Origin of the sequence: Labilibaculum euxinicum (assembly GCF_963678175.1) — a bacterium.
Taxonomy (GTDB): Bacteria; Bacteroidota; Bacteroidia; order Bacteroidales; family Marinifilaceae; genus Labilibaculum; species Labilibaculum euxinus.
The window spans coordinates 4,936,795-4,960,717 of the sequence record NZ_OY782756.1 but is presented as its reverse complement, the minus strand read 5'-3'; the positions used below and the strand labels follow the sequence as shown (position 1 = coordinate 4,960,717).

The window sequence follows — 23,923 nt, the reverse complement described above, 5'->3', positions numbered from 1 at the left end:
TATTTAGTACCCACTATTATATGTCGGGCTTTTACTCCGTTTTACTTCCAACATACTTCACAATTAAATAAAGACATACAAAGCCGACTGGAACTAAAATCCAGGAAGAAACTCCGTAGGCTGCAGGAAGTAAACCTGCAAAAATAGAAACGATACCTACAGTTAATGCATAAGGCAATTGTGTTCGTACGTGTTCAATATGATTGCAGGAACTGGCTAGGGAACTAAGAATGGTTGTGTCTGAAATTGGCGAACAATGATCACCCAAAACAGAACCGGCTAATATAGCTGAAACGGTAATGTAGAAAATGTTCATGCTTTCAGGATCATTCATTCCGGATGAATGGCACAATGCCCATGATGCAGGCAATATTAAAGGATATAGAATCGCCATAGTTCCCCAGGAAGAGCCCGTTGAAAACGCGATTAATGCTGAAAGTATAAATGTAAAAGATGGCAAGAGAATTGGTGAAACATTACTTGCAATTAGAGTATTCGAAATAAAATCAGCAGTATGCATGTCTTTAGTGATGTCAGCCAGTGCCCATGCAAGAACTAAAATAAGAATTGCTGTCAGCATGCTTTTAAAGCCTCCAACCAGAGCTTCTACGGCTTTAGTTAAGCTAAGTATCCTTTGCCCAATAGTAAGTGCCAAAGCGACCAAAACTGCCGAAAGAGAGGACCACAAAAGGGCAAGGTATGAATCTGAAGCTCCAATAATGTGAGAGAGTTTTTTACCAAAGGCAAGATTTGTATCGTTCCAAATAGTTGCATCCCAACCAGTATAAATTAAACCTGCAAATGTTCCTAAAATTACAATAAAGACTGGTATGCCAGCATTGTACCAACGGGTAGGAGTATTTTCATCAATTTGAATTTCTTTTAATTCAGATGATACAACTTCGTTTTCCAGCGATTCCGGTTCTGATTCATGCCTGCATTTTTGTTCCGCTTTTAACATGGGGCCAAAATCCTTTTTTAAAACCACAAGCATCAAAATAAAAAATAGGGTGAAGAAAGGGTAGAAGCGTGTGGGTAAAGAATTGAGAAAAATACTGTATGGACTTTCATCTATATTTATTTGAACTGTAGCAGATTGAATGTAGCTTAATTCGATACCAATCCAGGTTGTGATCATTGCGATCGATGCCACCGGAGCAGCCGTTGAATCAACTATATAAGCAAGTTTTTCTCTTGATATTTTTAACCTGTCGGTAACCGGTCGCATCGTATTTCCGACTATTAATGTGTTCGCATAATCATCAAAGAAAATAAGAACCCCTAAAAGCCATGTTACAAATTGGCCAGATCCCGGACTGCCGGCGAATTTGGAAAGTTTATTTACAATTCCCTGCATACCTCCGTTTTTGGTAATTAAATTAACCATTGCACCTATTAACATTGAAAATAGAATAATGGAAATATGACCCGTGTCAGCCAGAGAATGAAGAACATATGTATCTGAAATAGCAAATATGGCTTTAAAAAAGGCTGAAAAAATAGAAGCTTCCTGATACGAATAGATTATTAATGTTCCGGAAAACAGACCTACGAATAAAGCAGAAAATACTTCTTTAAAAAACAGAGCCATAAGAATGGCTATCAGTGGTGGAAGTATAGAGAGCCATAAAGGAATTGGATTTATTGTATTTGTGAAGGTTTTGTTTTGGAAGGAGATTTGAAATTCTTTTTTTTCTTTAAAAGTGTAATGAAAAACAACTTGTTTCCCTTCAATTACTGCCGCTATATTCTGGTTATTTACCTGAATCCAAAGACTGTCATTCTCACTAACAATTCTACTCGTATCATCTATTGAGATTGCAATTCGTGTTGAAATATTTGCGATAATAATTTTAGGAAGTTCAACCTGTAGTTTATCCTGCGCTTTAGTTGCTGTACTGCCGGAAGAATATGCTAAAAAGGGAATTAGGTTGATAAGAAATATCAGTAAGATTAAATAAATTCGTTTGTACATGAAGTTAGTTTTAGGGTGGCTCTAATATAATAAATTTGCAATCTTTATGCTAATTGAATTGATTAGGTATGGCAAATTCCAAAATAATAAAATTCTTTTTTTACTCAGTAAAATTGGTTATTTTGGAACTATAAACAATTGGGGATTATGGTGGACGAGACATCAGATTTTTTTGGAGTTGGAAAGAACAAAATTAATCCAGAGAAGGGAAAAGTGCTGATTGCTGAACCTTTTTTGGAAGGTCGTTATTTTAAACGATCTCTTGTTTTATTGGTTGAATGTAACCAGAATGGTGCCGTTGGTTTTGTTCTTAATAAGCCAATTAATTTAACTATTGATGAAGTGCTGATTAATATTGCACATTTTGAAGGTGAGGTTTTTATAGGAGGTCCGGTTGATACAAACCGAATTTATTTTCTTCACACAATACCTGATTTAATTCCGGACAGCATTCATATATTTGAGAATCTATACTGGGGAGGTGATTTTGTAATTTTAAAGAACTTGATTGAACAAAAGGTAGTTCGTCCCGATCAGGTTCGTTTTTTTGCAGGTTATTCCGGTTGGAGTATTGGACAACTCAGCGATGAAATTAATGAAAATTCATGGTTGGTTAGTCAGCTTGGCGTTCAGGAAATAATGAATTGTAATAACGAAAGATTGTGGGCACAATCCTTGCGGCGTATGGGGGGACGATATAAAATGTGGTCTAATTTCCCCGAAAACCCGGGTATGAATTAGTTGTTTAGTTAAATTCGGATTTATCTCTCCAATTAAATGCTCTTCGGTTTAATTCCTCAATTAAAAGTTTAGCTGTTTTATTAAAATACCGTCTTTCCTGATAAGCAACAACCCACTGAATACCACTAATTGCATTGGTTAGGAATATTTCATCGGCAGCTAAAAGATTTTCAGGATTTAAAACGCAATCATCAAAAACAGTAATGTTTAAATCTACTGCTGTTTCAATAACTTGTTCTCTCATAATTCCGGAAACGCCGCCATTTTCATTCGAAGGAGTCATTAAAACCCCATCTTTCATTAAAAATAGGTTTGAACTGATACTTTCAACAACATTTCCTCTGTCATTGAGTAGAATGCAATCATCCCAATTCTTTTTTTTACGATAGTTTGCAGCCAGAATAAATGGCAGTGAATTTCCGGTCTTAAATATTGATGTGAGGTTGGGAGATTTCCTCATTTCCTCATAAATTCCAACTTTTAATCCTTTTCGGTTTAGTACGTAATGATCATGATCTAAAGGAGAAGTTTCTATCAAGTAGGAAATAGAATTATCTGTTGGAGTGTATAATCCACCATCTTTTCGGAAAACGCTTAATCGAATTCTTGTGCCTGCAAAAGCTTTATTTTTATGGATTAAAAAGGTGATATCTGTTTTAATTTTTTCACGGAATCCATGAGGAATAATCATACCCAAACATTCCATTCCAAGAGTCAACCGATTAAGATGTTCAGGAAGAAACTGAATTTCAGTTCCGTTGGCATGAATGGTCTCGAAAAGTGAATCACCATAACGGAAGGCACGATTGCCTGCTCCAAAAAGTAATTCGTCTTTGGGATATAGTTTACCATCTAAACAGATTTTTTCAGTTGTATTCATTTTTATATTTCTCCCTTTACTATCTGATCACAATAAATACTGATATTCTCATTGGATTTAATTTTTATTCCCTTTATTCCGGCAGCTTCTGCAGCCTGAATATCTCTGGGACTATCTCCAATCATATAGGATTTAGAAGCATCAATATTAAAATCGGCAATGGCTTTTTTTATGAAAAAAGGACTTGGTTTCCGGCAATCACATTTTGCTATACTCTCGTGATGAGGGCAGAAGTAAATCTGTTTGATATAGATATTTTTCTTTTCTAAAACAGAAAGTAAATGTTTATGAAGTATCTCCACATCAGATTCAGAATAGATTCCTTTGGCAATACCACCTTGATTTGTTACAATAAATAAAATATATCCGGCTTCCGAAATTTTTTGAAGGGAAGGAATAATGCCTTCATTAAGTTTAAAATCTTCGGTTTTGTATATATAATAATGTCCTTCGTCAGAGTTTATTACACCATCACGATCAAGGAAGAGGGCTTTTTGCATGTCCTAAAAATTGAGAATCTGCTGCAAAAATAAGGAGAATAATTGGGGTTTAATAAGGATTGGAAATAGAAATCCGAAAAGAGCTCCGTAGAAATGGGCGCTGTGACCAATATTGTCTAAATTTTTCTTGCTCATATAATACGAATAGTACAAATAGCCTAAGGCAAAAATGATTCCTGGAATCGGAATAAAAAACATGAAATAAATGTTTTCTAAAGGAGCAAAGAAGATAGCCGCAAAAACTACTGCAGAAGTAGCACCCGATGCACCAACAGCATTGTAATGATAGTGCTCCCGGTGTTTTTTTAAATCGTAAAGAGTAGAAAATACAATAGCGCCAACATACAACAGAATAAAATAAAGAACCGCTGAAGCCCCAAAATAGTAGTTGAAATAAGTTTCCAGTACTCTTCCAAAGAAAAATAGCACAACCATATTCACCAATAAATGATCCCAATTGGCATGAAGAAAACCATAGGTAAGTATTCGATACCATTGATTTCTTTTAAGTATTTGATAAGCATTAAACTGGTATTTGTACAATAACTCAACCTTTTTAAAGGCTGCGACTGATATCAAAACAGTAATGGCAATTATTATAATGGTCATTGTTTATAGTTTAAAATGCTTCAGTTAGTTTTACGACTAAAGCTGATCTTCCGGAATTGTATCCGGCTGATTTGTATTGAATGCGGTTTGGAGTTATGCCTTTGGAAATAATATATTCGGAGGCTGTTTTTGCTCTTTGTTCGCAAATTATGTTGTTCTCTTTTTTCCCTTTATCCTGATTTGTAAATCCATTAATTTCAATGGAAATATGTGGATTTACTTTTAGAAGACCGGCTAAATTATTCAGCTCCATTATTGTATTTTCTTTTAATTCCCACGAACCCTCATCGTACTCTACTCCATATAGTTCCATGTCCTGATTAGTAGAAAATTTTTGAAGTTCGATTTGCTCAAATTTTGCCGATTGATATTTATAATTGTTGATCACTTTGGTGAAATAACCATCTTTTTGGATAATGATGTCGTAAGCTTTTGAAGGATCAATTTCTTGTTCAAAATCACCATATTCATCAGTTACACAGAATGAATTACTCTTGTAGGTCTGGTTAATTATCTGAATTGATGCTTCTTCAACAGCATGAGCGGAAAATTGATCTATAATATTCCCTTTGAATTTAACCCAATGGATTGTATCCATAGAAATATTTAATTGTTTGGGAGTTGTTTGTTCGTCGGGAGCAAAATAGAGAATTCGTTTTATTTTGTAACCGGGTTTACTAACAATTAAACTATAATTTTTACCCTTAAAAATATCAAAAGAAAAAAGCCCGTTTTCATCAGTTAGAGTTGATTTTTCTTTGGATAAATTCTCCATAAGAATAACTTCAACATCTTTCAAAGCACTCTTATTAGTACTGGCAAGTAATCGGCCACGCAGATTTTGTATTTTTTCCGGATTCTGTTTGAACTCAAAAATATCATCACTTCCATTCCTGTTGGAAGAGAAATAACCAACTTCTTTGTTTTTCCTGATCAGATATCCAAAATCATCTTTTGAGGAATTGAAAGGAGGTCCTAAATTAACCGGATATGTCCATTCGTTTTGTTCAAAAATTGATTTAAAAATATCTAAACCGCCGAAACCTATATGACCGTCCGAAGCAAAATATAAATAACCATCTTCGGCAATAAACGGAAACATTTCGTTGCCGTCGGTATTTATGGTAGGACCGCAGTTAATCGGTCTGCTCCAGCTGAATCCATACTTTCGGCAAACATAAATATCTGTGCCTCCGTAGCCACCAGCCATATTCGAAATAAAATAAAGATGTCTTCCGTCGGGGGAAATACTCGGATGCCCCATGGAATAAGTCTGACCTGAAAATTGGAATATTTCAGCCTTATCCCAATCTGTACCGTTGTGTCTTGAAGTGTAAATATTTAATTCCGACTTCCCTTCCAGATTCAAAGTTCCTTTGTTTCGAGTGAAGAAAATAAACTTTTCGTTTGAGCTAAAGCAGGCTGGACCTTCATGATACTTAGTGTTGAAATCATCAGAAAAGGGTTCTGGACTTAAATAATTATCTCCTGATTTTTCTGAAAAATACATGTCCAAAAAGTATTCTCCGCTTCTGCCATCAATTTGCTTGGAAGTATTATTTTTCCGCCCGGAAACAAAAACAAGTCCGTTTTTATAAAATGCCGACGCAAAATCGGACTGGAGAGAATTAATTGAAAGTGATTTTATGGAATACAAATGATCATCTTGTAGTTCCTTAATTAAATTACAGGAAAGAATCAATTTGCTTATGTTACTGTCTTCAGGTTTTAATTCGGCATATTTTTTGAAAAAAACTTTTGCTTTTTCATAGTTGCGAACTCTCTTTAAGAGATTTGCATAATGCAGATAGTCTTCAGCATTGGCTTCCGCGCTTGCCACCATATTTTCCAGTAAATAATTTGCTTCGGTATCTTTTTGTATTTGAAGATAACAATCGGCAAGTTTTCTCTTTATCTTAATGTCTTCAGAATTTTCGAGGTATTTTTCGTAGTAGTAGGTTGCAGCGGCAAACTCTTTGTTATTGTACAAACGATCGCCTTTTTGTACCTGCTGATTCTGAGCTAAGGATGCAGAAACACCCGTAAGAACAAATACAAGAATTAACAGAAAGTGTAAGATTCGACTTCTATTCATATTACTAGAAATATCTTGGTGATGTAATCTGGCTTTTACGTAATGATAAATTGTAATTTAATATTATTTCATGATTTGTATAGCCTTTTGTGGGATAATTTCCGAAAGATTTTTCGTATGAGTACGAAAATCTTAGTTTTTGAGTTAGTTGATAACCGAACAAGCCGGCCCAAGTGCCATCGCTTCTGTAACCAGCACCCACAGAAACACCGCTGTCATGTATAAAATCGAAGTTTACATTTATTAAGTTCGAGGTTTTATGTGAACCAACAAATAAAACCGAAGGAGAGAAATTAATTTCCCGGTTAATTGGCAGGGTAACCCCGGCACTTAAATAATAGAAAAGGGATTTAGAATCAAAACTCACATTATTCGATATTCCTTCCGTTGAGGGTTGATCGTTCGAAAGTAATCTTGGAACCGAAAGGCTGAAATAGTACTGGGGTGTGTAGTAGTAAAAGCCCAGACCAAAATTAGGAACCCAGGTCGATATGTTATTATCAGGAATTATTGCATCATTAGGACTGCTTGGGTTTGGATCATAAAAAGTCAGCTCAGTCCAATTAATTTGTTTATTAATGAACCCAGCCTGCAATCCCATTGATAATTTTCCTTCACGGTTGATTTGAATTTGATAGGCATAGTTTAAGAAGACTGCAATATCCGATTGAATTCCAAATTTGTTGTGGTAAGCAACAGCTCCTAAACCCGAATTGGTGTAGTTTATTGGAGCCTGAAAAGAAACCATTGCGGTTTCCGGCGATCCTTCGACACCTACCCATTGGTTTCGGTAGGCGAGAACAGCCTCCATAAATCCGGTGTTACCTGCATAAGCAGGATTGTAAAAAAGACGGTTGTATTTATGATTTGAAAAGCGGATTTCTTCCTGAGCCTGCAAGTTTACAGAACACAAAAGAACAAATACAAAGAGAATAGAGGATTTTAATATGTAATTCATTATCAGTACTTAATAACAATATATCCACTTTTTACATACTCTTTGTCTTTAATAATCAACTTAAAGAAATAGGTGCCTTTGGGAAGTTTATCCCCCGGGCCTAATTTAACGCCGGCCTTATTGTAGCCACCATCCCAGGCATCATCATTCGAATAATTTCGTTTTTCAAAAACCTTTGTTCCCCATCTGGAAAATACGATAAATTCATTTTCAGGATAGTTCTCTATTCCTTTAATGAAAAATTTCTCATTGGTTCCATCATTGTTGGGTGTGAAGGAGGATGGGATCAAAAGTTCAACTTGATTTGGATCCACAGCATTTACGATAACTAAAGCTTTACTGCACTTTTTATTTTCGTTACAAATTTGATAACGGATTGTATCAGTGCCATATGAATTTTCATAAGGATAGTAAATCATTAAAGTGTTATTCTCTATCAAATGCATTTTCCCATATTGGTCTGTTTGATTTAAGATTGAAATCTCAAGTTCATCAACATCAGAAAATTTGTCATTTTGTAAAAAATCAACTTCAATATATATCACTTCGTTTGCTACGCTTTTATTGGTTATTGAAACCGTATCGTTTTGTGCAACAGGAGTAATTTGTCCAAAACTTACTGAGAAGTTTAGGCAAATGAGTATTGAAAGCAGGCAAATGGGTAAATAAAATCTCATAGTTGGGATTTATGTACAACTTAATTTTTTGTGACTGTTTTTTAATCAAATTTCTAATGAAGAATTTTAAAGATTAATTCCTTTAATAAATCTCCATGCTTCGTACTTACATCTCCAATTCCTTTCGATTTAAGATCATATTCCCGCAGCAGTGCAATTATAGATACTAGTTTTTTCGGGTTATAATTTTTTGCTGCCAGTTTATAGTCTTTTACAAAATAAGGATTAATTTGTAAAGTAGACGCTACCATTTTATCATTGGTTTTATTTTTGATAAAATAATACTTTAAAACTTTTGAGAAATACGAGTGTAATAAGGCAATGGTTACAACCATTGGATTGTTTTTTTCATTTGTAGCGAAATAGTTTATGATTTGGTTGGCTTTAAAAACGTCTTTTTTGCCCAATGCATTTTGTAATTCAAAATTGTTAAAATCTTTAGATATCCCAATATTTTTTTCAATATCGCCTGGCGATATTGTTTTAGCTTCCGTGGTATTTATTGTTAATTTATCAATCGCGTTGGTAATTTTACCTAAATCGTTGCCTAAAAATTCGGCAAGTAAAAAGCATGCTTTTGAATCAATTTGATATCCTTGTTTACTGGTGTAATTTTTTATCCAATCGGGAACTTGATTTTCATAAATTTTTTTCGATTCAAATAAGATTCCGTTCTTGGCAACCTCTTTTGTAAAGCTTTTTCTTTTATCTAAAGATTTATATTTGTAATTAATTACCAGTATTGTTGAATGCAATGGATTTTGAATGTAGGACAGAAGTTGATCAATGTTTTTTATGTTTTGAGCTTCCCGAACCACAACCAATTGTTTTTCAGCCATCATTGGAAATCTTCGGGCCGTTGTTACTATGGTTCCAATATCTGTATCTTTACCATACAATATTGTTTGATTAAAATCTTTATCAGATTCATTCAGTGCATTTTCAATAATGTAATCAGTAATTTGATCGATAAAAAAACTTTCTTCTCCCATTAAAAAATAAACCGGAGCGTATTCTTTCTTTTTTAAGCTTTTAAGGATGTCCTCAAATGTCATAAGTGTTTGTGTTAGAAGCGTAAGTGTTTTACAGATTGCTTATTGTGCATGATTTCTTTTAAGGATTCAATACCAATACGGATATGTTCTTCTACAAAATTAAGTGTCACACTGGCATCACTTTCATCTGTCTTTATTCCATCAGAAATCATTGGTTGATCAGAAACTAAAAGCAAAGCTCCTGTGGGAATTCCATTATAAAAGCCGACGGTAAATATTGTTGCTGTTTCCATATCAATTGCCATGGCTCTGGTTTTTGACAGATATTTCTTGAAACGTTCATCGTATTCCCATACCCGCTTATTGGTCGTGAATACTGTTCCTGTATAATAGTCTCTGTTTCGATCTGAAATGACCTGAGAAACTGCTCTTTGAAGACTAAATGCTGGTAGAGAAGGGACTTCTGCCGGCAGATAGTCATTAGAGGTTCCTTCGCTTCTAATTGCTGCAATTGGCAGGATTAGGTCTCCAAGTTTATTTTTACGCTTTAAACCACCGCATTTGCCTAAAAAAAGAACTCCTTTGGGTTTAACTGCACTAAGTAAATCTAAAATGGTTGCCGCATTCGGACTCCCCATACCAAAATTAATTATGGTAATATTTTCGGCCGATGCATTTGGCATTGCTTTGTCTTCGCCTAGAATTTCAACATTGTGCCATTCAGCGAACAGCTCAACATAGTGATTAAAATTAGTTAGAAGTATATATGGACTAAAATCAGCGAGTTCTCTGCCGGTATATCTGGTTAACCAGTTTTTTACAATTTCCTCTTTTGTTTTCATGTAGGTTTGGTCATTAAATATCAGGAATAATCTTCTACCTTTACAGGCTGTTAGAGCAATTTTATGGAAAACTTAAATTTACCAACTTATTCCTTTAAAATAAAATCTGAACTGCAAAGAAAACTAATTTTTGACAGTATTCGAAAGAAGTATGTGGTATTGACTCCGGAAGAGTGGGTCAGGCAGAATTTCATTCAGTATTTGGTGAATGAAAAGAGGTATCCGGGATCTTTAATTGCAATTGAAAAGAAAGTGGATGTTAATCTTCTTCCTCAACGAAGCGATATTGTTTTGTACAATAACAATGCACAACCTGTTATGATTGTTGAATGCAAATCGGTTAAGGTGAAGATAACTCAGGATGTCTTCAATCAAATTGCACGTTACAATATGAAACTGAGAGTTCCCTTTTTGGTTGTTACCAATGGTTTACAGCATTATTGCTGCCAAATGGATTATGGCAAAAAGAGTTTTAAATTCATTCCTGAGATTCCTGTTTATGAAAGTATTAAGGATTTGCAGGATTAATTTTTTGTAAGCTGTATTCATCCATCCATCCGTTTTTCGAGCGGATCCAATCTTTTTTATTCCCAATAATTTCAAATCCTTGTTTGGTAAACAAGCGAAGGCTGACTTCATTGGACGCTGTAATATTGCAGTACAGCTGATGAACCTGTAAAATACTAAATGCATAATTACATAAGATCTGTAATGCTTCCGAAGCAAATCCCTTGTTCTTGTTTTCTGTGTCATTTATTAAGATCCCAATCCCTGCTCTTTGGTGAAATGGATCAAAATCAAAAATATCTATTAAGCCTATCGGTGTATTTGTTTCAATTAATTCAATAACCAAGCGGAGTTGTTTGGTCTCAAAAATATCGAGATGCGACGATTCCAGATATTGTTTTAGAATAAAAATTGAAAATGGTTTTAAGGTATGACTGACTTCCCAAATAGTAGAATCATTCTCCCATTTGTAGAGAAGTTTTAAATCGGTTGGTTCAAGAGCCCGTAATCGAATACTTTTGCCTTCAAGGATTTGCATTTTAGTGTTCATTATACCATTTAATTTCCCTTGTGAAAGCATCAAGATAACCTTTTTTCGTCACTGAGGAAAGTCTGCTTTTGGCTTTTTCCAATGATGAATATTTCTGAAAAGTATATCTGGATAAACCATCGTTTCCCTTGTAAATTTGAAGGCTGTCAGTTCCTAGGTTGTTAAAGTAAGACAGAGGTCTGGTGTTTCGAAGTGCCATTACCTGAATCGTGTAGAAGTTATCTGTTTCATCAGTATTGAAATTCAATACATGTTCTCCCGAAAGAGATTTTCTTACAAAAGCATCCCAGTAGCCTCTTTTTAAAACATATCCTAAATCATTAACAGCTGCACCTTTACTTTGATATGTCCGATAGGTATAGCGGTACAATCCATTCACATCAGAGAAAACAGTAACATTCTCCAAATCAGCAAAGAAAGATAAGGGTTTAGGATTTCGAAGCGCCATTACCTGAATGGTGTAGGTTTCTTTTTCGGAATATTTCATTCCGGAATACAGCAATTGATCGTTGATTACCGTACGAACAAAAGCATCCCAATAGCCCATTCGAATCAATCTGTTCATTTCGGTGATGGCTTCCTGATACGATGTGTATTTTTTATAGGTATATCGGGTATAGCCATCGCTTCCGCGGAAAGCTTTTACATTATCCAGATTATCAAAAAAGTCTGTTTCAACGTATAGTTTCAGCGCCATTATCTGAATGGTGTAATAAGTTTCTCCGCCGGTTTGTTCTTTAATTAAATTATCGTTCGATAAAATTTTGATTTTCGAAGCTGTGAATCCTTTAGAAACAATATCCTTTTGAGCTTTAGCAGCTTTCTTATAGTCTTTGAACTTACCGTAGGTGTAGTGGTATTTTTTGTCCGGACCAATAGTCTCTTTCACACCATCAAGGGTTTCAAAAAGTTCTGGTTGTGGAGAATTAAAATTCCCTAAATCCAACGTGAATGCTAAATCACCGGAATTTAATACCTCAACTTTTGAATCTTGAGCGTTAATAATTGACTGTTTAATTAATTCATCCTTCGCCTCAATATTAATATTTTCAGGTTTTTTTGTTGGCTCGTTTTTTTTCATTTTCGGTATTGTTACCGGATTTTTTATCGGAGTCAGATTTTTACCGGGAAGAATCGTGGTACTACCAGATTCGTCTTTTGCACTTACTATATCCTTTTTAATTTCTGCCGGTACAACAGAATCAATTTTAATTTCTTCATTCACACTGATTGTATCGCCGGTAACTTCAGGAGTAATGAACTTTTTATCTTCAGGAATAGAATCTTTGCCAGGAGGAAGTGAACCAATATCTCTTAGTTTACTTTCATCCAAATCGATCAGTTCCAAAGTGTTTGGATAGTCCGGTTCGTCCTTGGTTCTCAATGTTAACGGAAGCAGTGTAATAACACTGTGATTTTCTTTGTTCGCAAATTCGGGTGGAATATTTAAAACGGTACGTAGGGTTCTGTACCCTTCAGCTACAATTTCTATATCGTATTTTTTACCGGCATCAACAATAAACAGGAATTTACCCGTTGCAGCATTTGGTGTATAAATTCCGATTACATTTCCATCTTTATTTACTGTGATTTTAGAATTTATAACTACGTCGCCGCTCGAATTGATAACTTTTCCTTTTAGTACAAATAGTCCCGCTGTATTTTCGTCAGGAGTTTTGATTAAAAAGATGTCTGTTCTTCCTAAACTCCCTTTTCTGTAGGAAGCAAAATACGCTCTTTTACCATCGGGTGTTGGAGTGTAATAAATATCATCGTCTGTTGAATTAATTGGGTAACCGACATTAACCGGTGCAGTCCAGCGACCTTTGATGTTTACACTTTTGAAAACATCCAATCCACCCATTGTTTTATGTCCGGCAGAACTAAAATATAAGGTTTTTCCATCGGGGTGAATGAAGGGAGCATCATCATCATATTCGGTATTGATAGCAGGACCAAGATTTTTTGCACGTCCCCATTTGCCGTTCGGAAGTTTGGTAACGGTGTAAACATCCATCCCGCCAAATCCGCCCGGACGATTGCTGGAAAAGAATATTGTTCTGTTATCAGCAGAAATTGAAATATGGCTTTCCTTACTTGATGAGTTAATAACAGGAGCCAGTTTTTCAGGTTTGCTCCACTCATTGCCATTCAACCTGCTTCTATAAATATCTCCGCCTTCGGATTCCCGGCTGTTAACATAGCCGGCTTTGTAAATATAAAGTTCCTGCCCATCAGCCGAAATGGAGATGGAGGCATCGTGGTCGATGGTATTTAGCTTTGCGATCCCCACCGGATCCGACCAAATTCCATTTATGCGGTGAGAGATATAGATATCTTCGAAATATTGACCGTCAGAATCAATTTTGCTTCCGGTACCGTTTCTCCTGGAAGTGAAAACCATGGTGCTTTCATCAGCAGTAACTCCCGGACTGTGTTCAGAAAATTCGGTGTTTATTTTATTTCCCAGATTGATGATGGAAATGTTTACCGGATTCTTCATCAATTCAATACCATTTTTACACATTTGAATATTGCGCTGAATATCATTTCTAAAGGATGTATTCTGAGGTGAAATAATCTGTAGTAAATCCTTGTAAACTTTTAGAGCTTCTTTAAATTGGTAATTGGCATGATATGCTTTAGCTAAATTGAAGTATACATCCATTGAAACATTGTTTTTTGAGCTGGTGTATTGAATAGCTTTTTCCAACAGGTCAACAGATTTTTCTTTTTCTGATACAATGTTCAGATAGCACAATCCTAGTTTGAAATTTAAATCAGCATTTCGGGAGGATTCATTGAGTAACTCTTTGTAAATGAGTGCTGCTTTTGAATAGTTTCGATTGTTCAGAAATTTTTCTGCGATTTGATATTGCCTTTTCGACTTAATTTTTTGCTGTTTAGGAGAAGCAAAAAGAGAGTGAGAGTTAGTTATCCCTATTAAAATAGAGATAAGAACCATAAAAAAAACCTTTAGTGCAAAAGGTGTCTTTTTGTTCAGTTTATGGGCTGTTGAACAGTTTATATGGTTTAAATTAATTAACAATAACTAAATATAGTAGATAAGGGTCAAACTCCAATAGCAAATGTAATAAAAAAGCAGAATTGTTAATAAAAACTTATAACTTTCTCTGCCATTTTTTACTTTTTGCTAAAGTAATCATTGCTGCACATTTATACTGTACAAAATAAATAATTTTGTTTGATGTTTTGAGTAATAGCCAAGGAATAGGTATAAAAAAGCCATTGAAGAAGATTCAATGGCTTTTTTATCTGTTTTATTGATACTAAACCGTTCTTTTTGTGTCGAAATTTTCTAAGTTCTCAGCAATTCTTTTCAGAAACATACCTCCAAGAGCTCCATCAACAACTCTGTGGTCATACGAGAGTGACAACACCATAATTTGGCGGATACCAATTGTATCTCCATGAGGAGTTTCAATTACCGCAGGTTTCTTTTTTATGGCGCCAACCGCTAAAATGGCTACTTCGGGTTGGTTAATAATTGGAGTTCCAGTTGTACTGCCAAATGCACCAAGGTTGGTGATGGTAAACGTACTGCCTTTTATTTCGTCGGGCTGCAGTTTGTTGTTTCTTGCCCGCTCAGCAAGGTCATTCACTTTTGTTGTAATACCTATCAGATTTAATTCATCGGTTGCTTTAATAACCGGAACAATTAAGTTACCGCTCGGAAGAGCCGTTGCCATTCCGATATTGATGTATTTTTTACGAATAATCCGATCACCGTCAACAGAAACATTAACCATGGGATAATCTTTTAAAGCACTGGTAACCGCTTCAACAAAAATAGGAGTGAAGGTTAATTTTTGATTTTCTTTTTTCAGAAATTCATCTTTCACTTTATTTCTCCAATTTACCAAACCGGTAACATCTACATCAATAAAGGAAGTAACGTGAGGAGAGGTCTGTTTTGAACTGAGCATGTACTGGGCAATGAGTTTACGCATGCGATCCATTTCAATGATCTCAACATTTTCGCCTTCGTAGCTTTTGTGAGCAGTAACAGCAACGGAACCCGAACCAATTGGAGCAACAATCGGTTCTGCAGGAATAATTTTGGTTGGTTGTGATTTTTTATCTTCCAGATATTGAAGAATATCTCTTTTAGTGATTCTGCCGGCTTCTCCTGTACCTGGAATTTGGTTTAATTCATCGGTAGTGATATTTTCAGTTCTGGCAATTGTTCTCACCAATGGAGAAATAAAAGTGCCGCCTTCGGTTTTACTGCTGATTTGAGGAGCTATTGTTTCTAGGAGAACAGGTGCCGCAAAATCTTCTGATATTGGTTCCTGTTCTTTCTGTACAGGGCTTTCTTCTGTATTTTCAGTATTTGCTTCTTCTCCTTCGGTTGCAATAATGGCAACCACATCGCCCACTTGAGGAGTGTCACCTTCATTAAAAAGGAATTTTACGATTTTACCTGCTTTCGGAGCCGGGATTTCTGAATCGACTTTATCGGTAGCAATTTCCATGATGGAATCTTCTTCCTCAACAAAATCGCCAATTTTTTTAAGGAATTGAGTAATTGTTGCTTCTGTGATTCCTTCACCCATTGCGGGAATCAGGATTTCTATTTTAGCCATGTTAGCGTTGTGTTTTTTTGATTGTGTTTATTTAGTCTAAATACTACACGAAATTAATAAAATTACAGAAACGGACAAACACATCCGAAAAGGGATTGTTGCAAGTTACAAGTATCAAGCTTCAAGTAATAAGTATTCAATAATCTTGTTCTTGAATTACGGAACTCCGAACTTTATCTAATTACTAATTATTAAGTGCTTACTGTAAATTTTGATCGAAAAGGGTTCTGTGTAATATTGATCTTCCCAATGTAATTTCGTCGGTATACTCCAATTCATCGCCAATGGAAACGCCTCGTGCAATGGTTGTTATTGGTACTTTAAATTTGTTTAGTTTTTTATAAAGGTAAAAGTTGGTTGTATCTCCTTCCATGGTGGTGCTTAAAGCTAAAATAATCTCCTTTGCCTTGCCTTCGCTTACTTTCTGAATTAATGGTTCAATTTTCAGATCACTGGGACCAATTCCATCCATAGGGGAAATGATTCCACCCAATACATGGTAAATTCCATTGAATTGCTGTGTTCTTTCAATTGACATTACATCGCGGATGCTTTCTACCACACAAATGGTTTCATGATCGCGCTTTGGGTTGGCACAAATGTCGCACAAAGAAGTGTCCGAAATGTTGAAGCAGGAATTGCAATGCTTAATTTCGTTGCGCAATTGGATGATGGAAGAACCGAAAAGATTTACATCTTCCTTGGGTTGGTTCAGTAAATGCAAAACAAGGCGCAATGCTGTTTTTCGTCCTATGCCCGGAAGTTTTGAAAACTCAGAAACAGCATTCTCAAGAAGCTTGGAAGGGAAATTGGTGTAACTCATTTTTACGATCGATTCTTTAGTCTACCCCAAAAGTAACAATTTAGAATTGAATTTAAACCTGAGAGGTTTTCGAAACCTCTTAGGTTTGTGTATTTTTGATCTGCATTTTAAAATTCAGCCTGTGTCACCAGTTTCTATTCTGCTAGTTGTTGTTGGGTATTTTTCCCTTCTGTTAGTTATATCATATTTTACAGGCCGTAAGGCCGATAACAAAGGATTCTTTGTTGGCAACAAACAATCGCCTTGGTATGTGGTTGCGTTTGGTATGTTGGGAGCATCGCTTTCCGGCGTTACTTTCATCTCGGTTCCGGGTTGGGTCAAGTCCATCGATTTTACCTACATGCAGATGGTGTTTGGTTACATGCTGGGGTATGTAGTTGTGGCAAATATTCTGCTGCCGCTTTATTACAAGTTAAATCTCACCTCAATTTATTCCTATTTGGACGGTCGGTTTGGTAAAAATTCCTACAAAACCGGAGCCTCTTTCTTTTTACTATCCAGAACCATTGGAGCTTCGTTTCGATTGTTTTTAATGGCAAATGTGCTGCAGATAACTGTTTTTGATGCCTGGAATGTACCGTTTTTTGTAACTGTTTCAATTACCATATTGCTGATTTGGCTGTACACCTTTAAGGGAGGAATAAAAACAATTGTCTGGACCGACACACTTCAAACTCTTTTTATGCTTTTGGCGGTAGGCATCAGTATTTACCTGATAATGGATCAGCTGAATATGGATATTACCGGTTTAGCCAATACCATCAGCGAAAGCGATTATTCAAGAGTGTTTGAGTTTGGAGACTGGCAAAGCAAGCAGAACTTTTTTAAACAATTCTTTACCGGAGCTTTCATTACCATTGTAATGACAGGATTGGATCAGGACATGATGCAGAAAAACCTGAGTTGTAAAAATCTGGGCGAAGCCAAAAAGAACATGTATTGGTATGGTTTTGCTTTTATTCCGGCAAACTTATTGTTTCTGATTTTGGGTGCTTTGCTGCTGATTTTTGCCCAACACCAAGGCATTGCAATTCCTGAAAGGGGAGATGATCTGTTCCCGATATTGGCAACGCAGCATTTGGGGCCAGTGGTTAGCTTGTTCTTTTTAATTGGGCTGATGGCTGCTGCTTATTCGAGCGCCGATTCGGCTTTAACATCACTAACCACATCTTTTACGGTTGATATTTTAGGTGCTGACGAAAATGATGAGGCGCAGACCAAAAAGTTAAGATTTAGATCGCATCTGTTGTTTTCCCTGTTGCTGCTTGTTGTGATATTGATATTTCGTGCCATTAACGACGATTCGGTAATTGCCGCCATTTTCACCATTGCGGGCTACACCTACGGTCCATTGTTGGGATTGTATGCTTTTGGCTTGTTTACCAAACTGAAAGTGAAAGATAATTTGGTACCTGTTGTTGCCATTTTATCACCGATCATCTGTTACATCCTAAAAGATAATTCGATGGATTGGTTTGGAATTGCCATCGGGTTTGAGTTGCTGATGATTAACGGGGCGTTAACCTTTCTGGGATTGTGGTTGGTGCGTAGTAAATAATTTATTTTTCTCTGTTGCCCCAGCTAAAGCAGGGGACAAGGATTGATATAGCATCATCCTAATCCTTCTCCTTTAGGAGCTACTCTTTAATACACAAATATTCGCTTTCCCAGTCAATAGTTTGATTGTAAACATAAGCACTCCTCTGTTCTTCGAACATCTCCCCTTAAAATGGGAAAATCGTTCACAAACAGAATCTTCCCTTTTTGAGGGTACCGTAACGAAGTGAAGATCGTGAACGCAATTTGAAATAATATTGTGAACAAAGTGCCGATAGGCGAAAGGGTGTTAATTCTTGATATGATCCTTTTTATACATCTTGTTGCTCTTGATTTTTTCAACCAACAAGATGTGTATAAAGAGTAGCTCCTGAATGAGAAGAGAAGATAGCTTCGTTTTTTTCAAAAGGATTGTCAAAACTCCCTCTCCCACGCTGGTGCGCGATTGTATCGCGTCCCTTAATATTATAAAGTTAGTACCACACGATACAATCGTGCGGTAGAGGTGTAGCTGTCATGTTGAGCCTGTCGAAACATCTCCTATTAATGAATGGATTCTTCGGCTACGCTCAGAATGACAATGATTTGGTCTTTTTTCTTTGTCCCCTGCTTCAGCTGGGGCATTTCAAGAAAAGCAAATCAAAACCTCTTGATCAAATTCAAATACAGTCGGGAATAATTCTGCGAAGACTCGAATGTTCCTTCGTAATTGGCCGAGAAAGAGAGTTTTTTATTGATTCGCCACGATATGTTTGCTTCCCCAATGTGCTGAATCAATTCATTATTGTTGAATTTGTACTGGTAATTCACATAGCTGTAGTTGAGACCTGCAAATAGTTTTCCCGGAATAATATCGCGCGTTAGTCTTAGTTTGTAAATTATTCCATCCAGATAATGAGTCTGCAAAACGGAGGTTGACAGGGTGGCATTGCTGTTAATTCCCGGAACGTTGCGGTATGATACAAAGGCATACAGGTTTTTTGAATCTTCCACTTCGCTTTTACGGGAACGATGGCCGACATTTGCCCCCATCGAAATTCGATTTGTTGGCCGGTAGTTCACCCGAAAGCGAATTCCCTGACGGGTTTCGTTTTCCAGTATCTGAAAGTCAAGGCTTTTAAAGGTTTCGTAGTACACCACATTCTTGCGTCTGTCGAGCGAACCCGTAAGAGAAAGTTGTTTGGATACCCGATATCGCAAAGAAAGATACATGCTGGTGAGGTCGAAGGTGTTTTTCGAAACTTCCTCTTCCAATTTGTACAGGTCAACTTCGAAAGAGGCAAACAGGAACAGGTTTTTTAAAAGCGAATTGCTGTGCTGATAGTAGGCAAACCGTCTGTCGGTATTCGATTTGTATTTTTGTTCGAAAAACGACACCGTATTTTGCATGCTTCCCACTTTGGTTTTCATGCTGTGTTCCAGGTATCCGCCAAACTGCATCAAGTCAAAATTGAAGGAATAGTTTTCGTAATCGGGCCTCGAGCCTGCAATAGCTCCCAGCGAGAAATTGCCAATTTTTTTTTCTACCTGTACACCATCAACAGCGCCAATGTTCGAAACTTTCCGATTTATTTTTCGCCCCAACCAAATGCTTGTGCTCTGGTTGGCATCGTAACAAATGGCCAGATTGTAAATTTTAAGTGCATTAAAAATATCCGATTTTACCTCATCCCACTCGCCCGAATTGTGCGAAAAGCGAATGTAGGTTTCGGCTGAAAATTTCGAATTGTCGATGTTTTTGGCATTCATTGATAAGCTGTAACGCATCCGGTGATTACTGCCTCCCGATGAGCTGGACAGGTTGGAATAGGACGAAGCTGAAATTTTACCACGGATTTGTTCCTCCCGGTTCAATTCCTGTTTGGTTCTGGGTGCTGGTGTTGTTTTTTCAACAATCTCAGTATTATATTCGGGATCTTCAGTCAGAATAATATCTTTTTCGGGTGTTTTTTTAGCTGTAGGAAAGGCAATAATTTTATCGCCTTTGGCAAGCTTGATATCTCCAACTGCCATTCCAATTACCGATATCGACGATTTGTTGTTCACCACTAATACGGGAACGAAATCAGAATCCTTTTTCACATACAGCGTATCGCCAACGGAAATTGATTCGGTATTTGAGAATTTCGCATAGGTGTTTTGTGAGCTTTTGTAGGAGATTTCACCTTCCAAAAACTTTTCCTGTGCCCGAAGCGGGGTGCTTAGGCAAAGCAAAATAATTACGACAATTGCTGGTAAAGTTCTCATTTTTATCTCTGTTTAGCTCTATTAATCATCTTTTTGATATCACCTTACAACCAGGTTTGTTCTTTATGCTTTTGCGAGGGTTAATCCTCTCTTCCATCTGGATGACAGGACAAACAAGAGGTGCTGTTGTACACGTAGTTGTTTACATCACTGTGATGTCTGTCGGTATCGGATTGGTTGTGTTCATGACAGGTAATGCACGAAAAAACAGCATAATTGCTTGTGTTGGTATGACAATCGGCACATGAATTCCACTCATCGCGGTGTTTTCCGCTGTAAATTGGGAAATACTGTCCGTCGTGGTCGAAAGTGGAAGGCTCCCAGGCATTTTCGGTATGGCAATCGGTACATTCCGTTGGGAAATTAGCTGCTTGATGAGCAGGATCAGCAGTTTGATTGTAATCCGCAGAATGACAACCAAAGCAAGTGTTTGGTGTGTTCACATAGCTTCCCTGATGGCAGGCAAAACAATCTGTTGCAATTTTTGTATGCGCTCCTTGTATCACATAAAAACCGTCGTGATCGAAATTGGCAGGTTCCCATGCATTTTGAGAATGGCAGGTTACGCAATCAGTAGAGAATCCTGAGGTGCTGTGCGCCGGATCCGAAGTTTGATTGTAGTCGGCCTGATGACAACCAACACAGGTGTTTGGCGTGTTGTCGTACGATCCTTGATGACAGGCAAAACAATCTGCTGCAATTTTGGTATGTGCTCCCTCAATCACATAAAAATCGTTGTGATCGAAATTTGCTGGTTCCCAAACATCCTGCGAATGACAGGTTTCACAATCGGTAGAGAAACCCGATGTGCTGTGCACCGGATCTGAAGTTTGATTGTAGTCGGCCTGATGACAACCAACACAGGTATTTGGTGTGTTGGAATAGGAGCCTTCGTGACAGGCAAAACAATCTGTTGCAATTCTGTTGTGTGCTCCCTGTATCACATAGTAATCGTTGTGCGTATCGAAACTGGCAGGTTTCCAACCTGGTTTGGTTGTATGGCACAATTCACAATTTTGCGGCAAGCCGGCCGATACATGGTTAGGGGTGGTGCTGGCATTGTAATCAGCCTGATGACATGAAAAACAATCGGTGGACAGCGATGAGTAATTGTTGTTTGTGTGACATTGGAAACAATCGCTAATGGCATGACCATCTGTTAAAGGGAAAAAATCGTGGTTGAAACCTCCCGATGACCATTGGAAAGCACCCATTTCATGACAATCTTCGCAGTTGGTAGAATAATTACCGGTTACATGGTTTGGTTCAGTAGCCGCCATATAATCTTTTCTGTGACAGTTGATACATTCAACCTGTAAAGGCTCGAATTGTGCAAAATTATTGGAGGTATGGCAGTCGAAACAATCGGCTGTGGCATGAGCACCAACAAGCGGGAAGCTGGTTTGCTGATGAATTTCGGAGATATTGGTCACCAGCCACGATTGTGTTGTGTGACACAGCATACAATCCGAACCCAGCGTGCCGGTATGCACATCGGTATGACATTGCATGCATTCGCTTTTAGCTTCGGAAAATACCAAATTGGTATGGCACGACTTACAGTCTGTGGCTTTATGCTGACCTTCGAGCAGAAAATTCGTTTTGGCATGATCGAAAGAAAATGTTTCTGGGTTCACCACCCATCCTTCCTGAGTATGACAGGTTGCACAATCTATTTTCATGTCTTTTCCGTGAGGTGATTGGGAAAAGACATTGAGCGAAAATGATAAAATCAAGATTATTGATGACAAGTAGCGCATGAGAAATCTTTAAATTTATATTGTGTATAAAAAGTTTGATTCATTTCCAGAGGTTTGTGACATGCATTACAATCAATAACAGCATGTTTTCCTTCCAGTTTAAAGTCAGTTTTATCATGATTAAAATTGGCAATTTTCCAATCATCATGATGGTGGCAGTTTAAACAGTTGGTTGTGCCTTTTTTCTCGAATTGCTTCTGATGTTCATCCTGATGGCAACTTAGGCACTCCTGATCGAAACCAGTAAATTTTTGAATGGCTTCGCCTTGATTGTTCTTAGTAAAATGACAGGCGCGGCAATCTTGTTTAGTGTGCGCGCCCTTTAATTTAAAGGCGGTTAAATTGTGATCGAATTCGATTTGGTTCCATGTATTTTCCTGATGACAGGCAGTACAGTTTTGGTTTGGATAAAATCCATCGCTAATGATATTCTTGTGTATGTTTTCATGGCAATCGACACATGTTTTGCCAATGTTTCGGAACTGCCATTTTTCATTTTGCTGATGACAGGCAAAGCAAGGAGTCGCCAAATGGGCTCCCCGCAAAGGAAACTGACTCTTGTTGTGTTGATCGATGGAATAACTCGAGCCTGCAAATCCGTTTACACTATGGCAATTCTTGCAATCCGGCGAAAGTTTCTTTGCTGTAAATTGTCCTTGGTGATAATCCTGATGGCAATTGGAGCACCTGTTGTGTGCAATGGGTGTGGTGTATGAGCCTTTGTGGCAGCTTTTGCAATCTACATTCCTGTGTTTTCCGCTTAATTTGAAATTAGTACTGTTGTGGTCGAAATTACTCAGTGCAGTTACGCTTCTAAATGAGTTTACTGTATGGCAATCGGTGCAATTGGGGCCGAATTTGTTGTTGTGAACATCGGTATGGCAGGAGGTGCAGGAATTGAATTTGATGCCGGCAAAATGCTGAAACTTCTCGTTGTTTTTTATCTCTGTCTGATGGCATTTTTCGCAGTCCACATTCTCATGTTTACCCAGTAAAGGGAATTGGGTGCTTTTATGATTGAAATTTGAAGCAGGCACAAACTGATTCTGATCATGACAATCATTACAGCTGGACGAAAGTGTTTGCTGATGAACATCAGTGTGGCAAACGGCACATTTGGGTTCCAGTCCCAGATAGGAATAGTCCTTTTTGGCAATTTGTTTATTCGTAATGAATTTGCTTTGGTGGCATTCTTTACAATCCAGTTTCTGATGTGCACCCTGTAGTTCGTAACCCGTTAAATCATGCTTAAAAGTATTTTTATCGAAGCGGATCATTTCAAATTTTCGCCCATGATGATCGCTGTGACATTCAACACACTCTTTTCCCTTAATTTCGCCCGAAGCGTGATAGCCTTTGTTCGAAACAATGCGTTCATTAAGTAATGTATGGCAATCCAAACACTTGCTGTTACTTACCTTTTCGCCAATAACATGACACTGGGTGCAATTCGAAAGACCTTCCAAATTGGCATGTGCTTTTGACAAATCACCCGGCGACAATTGAGCAAGGACAACTTGTGAAACAAGCAAGAGTAATATGATGAGGGAATATCTGTGCATTTGTTTTATTAATGATGAGTTGTCAATTAAGAGTTATG

At 37.2% G+C, this 23,923-nt stretch carries 19 protein-coding genes; 3 read left to right on the top strand and 16 right to left on the bottom strand.

The features are described 5' to 3' along the window. Positions 1-31 precede the first annotated feature (31 nt). Positions 32-1,975 (bottom strand): Na+/H+ antiporter NhaC family protein, encoded by a 1,944-nt coding sequence (locus tag ACY0M5_RS19600; RefSeq protein ID WP_461630325.1) that lies wholly within the window; start codon positions 1,973-1,975, stop codon positions 32-34. 147 nt (positions 1,976-2,122) lie between these two features. Between ACY0M5_RS19600 and ACY0M5_RS19595 the strand changes: the two genes are divergently transcribed. Beyond that, positions 2,123-2,716 carry a YqgE/AlgH family protein gene (locus ACY0M5_RS19595; RefSeq protein WP_124992341.1) on the top strand — a complete coding sequence of 198 codons (594 nt, stop codon included), beginning with the start codon at positions 2,123-2,125 and terminating at the stop codon, positions 2,714-2,716. 4 nt (positions 2,717-2,720) lie between these two features. Here the strand turns inward: ACY0M5_RS19595 and ACY0M5_RS19590 are convergent, their stop codons facing one another. The 8 genes from ACY0M5_RS19590 to ACY0M5_RS19555 are packed head-to-tail and all read right to left on the bottom strand — an operon-like array spanning position 2,721 to position 10,272. After that, entirely contained in the window at positions 2,721-3,596 is an 876-nt protein-coding gene (locus tag ACY0M5_RS19590) for an aminotransferase class IV (protein ID WP_461630324.1), read from the bottom strand. 2 nt (positions 3,597-3,598) lie between these two features. Continuing rightward, positions 3,599-4,096, bottom strand: a complete 498-nt coding sequence (locus ACY0M5_RS19585) for a D-glycero-alpha-D-manno-heptose-1,7-bisphosphate 7-phosphatase (RefSeq protein ID WP_461630323.1) — start codon at positions 4,094-4,096, stop codon at positions 3,599-3,601. A 3-nt stretch (positions 4,097-4,099) separates the two neighbouring features. After that, on the bottom strand, positions 4,100-4,705 hold the full coding sequence (locus ACY0M5_RS19580) for a rhomboid family intramembrane serine protease (protein ID WP_124992338.1): 606 nt from the start codon (positions 4,703-4,705) through the stop codon (positions 4,100-4,102). A gap of 10 nt (positions 4,706-4,715) precedes the next feature. Further along, positions 4,716-6,800 (bottom strand): OmpA family protein, encoded by a 2,085-nt coding sequence (locus ACY0M5_RS19575; protein WP_461630322.1) that lies wholly within the window; start codon positions 6,798-6,800, stop codon positions 4,716-4,718. Positions 6,801-6,804: 4 nt separating this feature from the next. Beyond that, the gene (locus ACY0M5_RS19570; RefSeq protein WP_461630321.1) at positions 6,805-7,758 is read right to left on the bottom strand and encodes a PorP/SprF family type IX secretion system membrane protein; all 954 of its coding nucleotides are present in this window, start codon (positions 7,756-7,758) and stop codon (positions 6,805-6,807) included. Between the two features lie 2 nt (positions 7,759-7,760). Beyond that, positions 7,761-8,435, bottom strand: coding sequence for a T9SS type B sorting domain-containing protein (locus tag ACY0M5_RS19565; protein WP_156194227.1), 675 nt, complete (start codon positions 8,433-8,435; stop codon positions 7,761-7,763). 53 nt (positions 8,436-8,488) lie between these two features. Beyond that, positions 8,489-9,490 carry a DNA polymerase III subunit delta gene (gene holA / locus ACY0M5_RS19560; protein WP_124992334.1) on the bottom strand — a complete coding sequence of 334 codons (1,002 nt, stop codon included), beginning with the start codon at positions 9,488-9,490 and terminating at the stop codon, positions 8,489-8,491. An 11-nt stretch (positions 9,491-9,501) separates the two neighbouring features. Further along, positions 9,502-10,272, bottom strand: a complete 771-nt coding sequence (locus tag ACY0M5_RS19555) for an AMP nucleosidase (protein ID WP_124992333.1) — start codon at positions 10,270-10,272, stop codon at positions 9,502-9,504. A gap of 63 nt (positions 10,273-10,335) precedes the next feature. Here ACY0M5_RS19555 and ACY0M5_RS19550 point away from each other — a divergent pair, with 63 nt between their 5' ends. Next, positions 10,336-10,800, top strand: coding sequence for a type I restriction enzyme HsdR N-terminal domain-containing protein (locus ACY0M5_RS19550; protein ID WP_124992332.1), 465 nt, complete (start codon positions 10,336-10,338; stop codon positions 10,798-10,800). Here ACY0M5_RS19550 and ACY0M5_RS19545 read toward each other — a convergent pair. From ACY0M5_RS19545 to recR, 4 genes are all read right to left on the bottom strand, one after another. Further along, positions 10,781-11,329: a GNAT family N-acetyltransferase gene (locus tag ACY0M5_RS19545; protein ID WP_197092567.1), complete on the bottom strand. Its 549-nt coding sequence runs from the start codon at positions 11,327-11,329 to the stop codon at positions 10,781-10,783. The two genes, ACY0M5_RS19550 and ACY0M5_RS19545, sit on opposite strands and share 20 nt — an antisense overlap. Then, positions 11,319-14,294 (bottom strand): hypothetical protein, encoded by a 2,976-nt coding sequence (locus tag ACY0M5_RS19540; RefSeq protein ID WP_461630320.1) that lies wholly within the window; start codon positions 14,292-14,294, stop codon positions 11,319-11,321. The genes ACY0M5_RS19545 and ACY0M5_RS19540 overlap by 11 nt, the downstream gene beginning before the upstream one ends. 325 nt (positions 14,295-14,619) lie before the next feature. Then, entirely contained in the window at positions 14,620-15,936 is a 1,317-nt protein-coding gene (locus ACY0M5_RS19535) for a dihydrolipoamide acetyltransferase family protein (protein WP_461630319.1), read from the bottom strand. A 199-nt stretch (positions 15,937-16,135) separates the two neighbouring features. Then, positions 16,136-16,759, bottom strand: coding sequence for a recombination mediator RecR (recR, locus tag ACY0M5_RS19530; RefSeq protein ID WP_461630318.1), 624 nt, complete (start codon positions 16,757-16,759; stop codon positions 16,136-16,138). Between the two features lie 121 nt (positions 16,760-16,880). On the opposite strand from recR, the gene ACY0M5_RS19525 reads away from it, so the two are divergent. Continuing rightward, positions 16,881-18,317: a sodium:solute symporter gene (locus tag ACY0M5_RS19525; protein WP_461630317.1), complete on the top strand. Its 1,437-nt coding sequence runs from the start codon at positions 16,881-16,883 to the stop codon at positions 18,315-18,317. A 638-nt stretch (positions 18,318-18,955) separates the two neighbouring features. On the opposite strand, the gene ACY0M5_RS19520 is transcribed toward ACY0M5_RS19525, so the two are convergent. The 3 genes from ACY0M5_RS19520 to ACY0M5_RS19510 all read right to left on the bottom strand — a co-directional run bounded on the left by ACY0M5_RS19520 (position 18,956) and on the right by ACY0M5_RS19510 (position 23,885). Then, positions 18,956-20,563: a TonB-dependent receptor gene (locus ACY0M5_RS19520; protein ID WP_461630316.1), complete on the bottom strand. Its 1,608-nt coding sequence runs from the start codon at positions 20,561-20,563 to the stop codon at positions 18,956-18,958. 80 nt (positions 20,564-20,643) lie between these two features. Continuing rightward, on the bottom strand, positions 20,644-22,245 hold the full coding sequence (locus ACY0M5_RS19515) for a hypothetical protein (protein ID WP_461630315.1): 1,602 nt from the start codon (positions 22,243-22,245) through the stop codon (positions 20,644-20,646). A 56-nt stretch (positions 22,246-22,301) separates the two neighbouring features. Beyond that, entirely contained in the window at positions 22,302-23,885 is a 1,584-nt protein-coding gene (locus tag ACY0M5_RS19510) for a hypothetical protein (protein WP_461630314.1), read from the bottom strand. Positions 23,886-23,923 lie beyond the last annotated feature (38 nt).